Consider the following 3,889-nt stretch of genomic DNA (forward strand, 5'->3'; position numbering starts at 1 on the left):
GGGGTGGGCGCCGTTCGTGGTGTTCAGTCCGGGCAGTTCCCCGTTGGATGATCTGGCGTTGGCGACCGCTCGCGCGACGACAGGGGTGAGCGCGGCGACGCTGCAGCGGGAACTGGCAGATGATCCGGCCTCATTCGCGCTCACCGCGGCCCAGGCCGCCACCGCGGCGGGGGGACCACCGAGTGCAGATCGTCGATTGTTGGTGGTGGTCGACCAGTTCGAACGGATCTTCACCCAATGCACCGACCCCCTCCGGCGTCAACGGTTCGTGACTGCCCTGCACACGGCCGCGACCACCCCCGATACCGAGACCGGGGCACCCGCAGCGCTAGTGCTGGTCGTGGTCCGCGCCGATTTCGAGGCTCGCTGCGCTGAACTCGACGGATTGGCCGACACCATCCGGCACCGCTGCCTGCTCACCTCGATGACCGAACGCCAACTACGACTGGCCATCACAAAACCCGCCGAGCACGCCGACTCCCGGGTCGAGGACGAACTCACCGAACATCTCCTGCGTGAAGTCCGCGCCGCCTCTCGCACCAGCGTCGATGCTCCAGGCGGGCTGGTCGCGGTGTCTGGTGCCGGGGTGCTGCCCTTGGTCTCGGATGCACTCGACCGGGCTTGGCGCAACCGCAGCTCAGACACACTCACCCTCGCCGACTACGAACGGGTCGGTGGAATCGAACGCGTCGTCGCCTCCGCCGCCGACACTGTCTACAACGAACTCTCCCCCGAGCGGCAACTAGTGGCGCGCAGGGTATTCACCGGGCTCACCTTCGTCGGCCCGGACGGCGCCGACACTGCCGGCCGTGTCCGACGTAGCGAACTCACCACCGTCGCCGACCCTGCCGATGTGGAGGCGGTGCTGGAAGCATTCGCTGCCCAACGACTCCTCACACTCGGTGACGACAGCGTCGAGATTAGCCATGAAGTACTGCTTGGCACCTGGCCACTCCTGCGAGACGAATGGCTGGCCGACACCCGCGCCGACCGCGCCGTACGCACCCGACTCCACACCGCCGCAGTCGCTTGGGACGATCACGGTGGCGACAACTCCTACCTCTACACCGGCAGCGTCCTGGAAACCGCTACCACCACATCTAGTGCTAGTACCGACTTACGCCAGCACACCCCACTTTCCGACCTCGAACACCGGTTTCTCACCGCGTCCATCCGCGCTGACCGCCGCCGCACACTGCAGCGACGTGCTTTCACCGCGACTCTGCTCCTGTTGGTCATCGTTCTGACCACCGTGGCCACAGCCGCGGTCCGGCAAACCCAGAAGACCGACGACCAACGCAGAAGCGCCGTTGCCCGCGACCTGATCAGCCGAAGCCAGCTCCTCGCCGAAAGCGACCCCGCCGCATCGCGACTCACCGCCTTGGCCGCGTGGCGTATCCACAACAGCGACGAAGCCGGCCACGCCATGCGCGCCGCCGCCCTCAACCCCTTCCTGACCCAGATCACCCCAAACAACGCCGCCATCGTTTCAACGGCCTTCCACCCCACCCGAGACATCCTCGCCACCCGCACCAACGAGGGCCGGGTCGAGTTGTGGAACCCGACCACCGGCACCAAACTCCGCGACCTACCCACCACCGGCTACATCAACTCGATGATCTTCCACCCCACCCGAGACATCCTCGCCACCAGCAGTGGTAGCCGGGTACAGCTGTGGAACACAACCGCATATCGCACGATCGACAACTTCCCTGGTAGCGCCGACACCTGGATGGCTTTCACTGAGGACGGCGATACCTTCATCACTGGCAGGCTAGCCAATCCTGCCCAAGCCCGGGATATCAGAGCCGCAACCGATGACGCCACTGCCGCTGCTATTTTGTGCACCTGGCAAAGGCAGACTTCCGCACCTGACCAGTGGACGAAGGACGTACCCTCGGACCTGACACCTCAACTCTGCAATTGAACCACTCGACACTGCGTCCTAGGTAGAGCCCAACCAGACACCTTGGACCGGAATTTTTCAAGCTGGATGAGACCGTTGGGTGTGTTCAGGCGGCTGTTGTGTCGGTCTCCTGGGTGGTGTCGTCGGCTGGCCGGTTGATCCAGACGGTGTCGGGCAGGGTGAGGATCTTCGGTGTCGTGGTGGTGGTGAATCGGTGGGGGTGGCGTGCGCGGGCCCGGTCCAGGACCGTCCGCCGGTCGGTGGCTTTGTCGGTGGCGAGCCCGTAGTGGACGTCGGCGGGTGTGTGTAGGCCGATGCCGGTGTGGCGGTGCTCGTGGTTGTACCAGTGAGCAAAGGAATCCATGAATTGTCTTGCCTCGGAGAGTGATCGGAATCGTTCGGGGAATGCCGGCCCGTACTTCAGGGTCTTGAACAGTGATTCCGAATAGGGGTTGTCGTTGGAGACCCGCGGTCGTGAATGCGAGCGGGTGACCTCCAGATCGGCCAGTAGCGCGGCGACGGTCTTGGAGGTCATCGACGTGCCGCGATCGGCGTGGACCACCTGCGGGATGCCGTGGACACCGAAGATCTCCTTCATCAATTCTGTTGCCAGTACACCGGATTCATAGTTGTGGACGTGGACGCCGACGATGTAGCGGGAGTAGATGTCGATCATCACGTAGGCGTCGAAATATCGGCCTTTGACCGGGCCGGCGAGTTTGGTGATGTCCCACGAATACACCTGCCTGGCCCTGGTGGCGACCAGCTCCGGGCATACCTTCGGTCGGTGGCGCGCCAACCGGCGACGTTCTTTGACCTGCCGATGCTCGCGTAGGACCCGATACATCGTGGAGACCGAACACAGGTAGACGCCCTCATCGAGCAACTGCGCATAGACCTGCAACGGAGCCAGATCGACGAACCGATCGCTGTCGAGGACCTCCAGGACCCGGCGACGCTCCGACGCGGTCAGTTTGTTCGCCGGGTCCGGACCTGCCACGGCATGGGACCGGACCGGCGGGGTGGTGGTGGTCCGGCGGATCGCGGTCGAGCGCGCCACACCGGTCAATACCGCGGCGGTCCTGGTGGCGACACCAGCACCGGTCAGCGACACATACGTACCGGTCAGCGTTTCTTGCGTTGCTCCTCGGAATCCGCTCTCTCGGAGAGAGTTTCCAAGAGAGCGTGTGCTTTTCCCATGATATCCAGGGCGGTCTCGGTGGTCGCCAACCGCTTGTTCAACCGTTCGTTCTCCCGCCGCAAACGCGCGATCTCGGCCTGCTCCGGGGTGAGTCTGCCGATCTTGGCACCCGGGCTCCGACCCGCCAATACCCCGGCATCACGCTGTTTGCGCCACTCACTGATCAACGACGAGTACAAGCCCTCGCCCCGCAGATACGCCCCGCCCTCACCACGCTCGACTGCCTGTTCATAGGCCTGCAGATACGCGAGTTTGTCCGCGGCGCTGAACGCGCGCCGCCGCTTCGGTTCCTCACCACGCGGACCTGCTGCACTCATCACTGCATTGTCCTCGCCGAGCCTCGAGGACCTCGTCCTGGTCATGAAATATCGATCCGTATCTCGCCCCGCGTCAGGCCGATTTGCTATGAACCGATGGACTCAACTCAGCCTAATGGGAACTACCAGGTCAGCCAGTAGGGCAGACTCGGTGCCTGCAGCCCCTGCAGGTGAGCACTCCCTCAGCCTGAACCCCCGAGTTCTGGTGTCAGATCGTGCCCCTGCCGGTGGCCGGGAGCGGACAACTTATGGGATGTCTTGCCCACCAACATGATTGGCGTGAGCACTGGTCCATTAGGGCGCTGGGTCTCCCGCAGGCTGCTGACAATCGAACACGGCAGATTCAGGAGCGTTGAGTGCTGTTCGTCGGAGACGACTGGGCCGAAGACCACCATGATGTGGAGGTGCAAGACGAGCAAGGCCGCACGATGAAAGCGGCGAGAGTGCCCGAAGGCATCGAGGGCA

The 3,889-nt window shown here is 63.9% G+C and carries 2 protein-coding genes; one reads left to right on the forward strand and one right to left on the reverse strand.

Features of this window, described 5'->3' with window-relative positions; all coding sequences use genetic code 11:
• The coding region (locus JZ792_RS40815) for a WD40 repeat domain-containing protein (RefSeq protein WP_368858180.1) at nucleotides 1–1,927 on the forward strand (1,927 nt) is incomplete at its 5' end.
• An 85-nt stretch (nucleotides 1,928–2,012) separates the two neighbouring features.
• On the opposite strand, the gene JZ792_RS40820 is transcribed toward JZ792_RS40815, so the two are convergent.
• Nucleotides 2,013–3,424 (reverse strand): IS3 family transposase gene (locus tag JZ792_RS40820; protein WP_216918303.1). Its coding sequence is split into 2 segments (ribosomal slippage): nucleotides 2,013–3,058 and nucleotides 3,058–3,424, totalling 1,413 coding nucleotides; the frame shifts between segments, so codons are not numbered across the junction.
• Nucleotides 3,425–3,889: the final 465 nt, after the last annotated feature.

The organism is Nocardia noduli, assembly GCF_019038455.1.
Taxonomy (GTDB): Bacteria; Actinomycetota; Actinomycetes; order Mycobacteriales; family Mycobacteriaceae; genus Nocardia; species Nocardia noduli.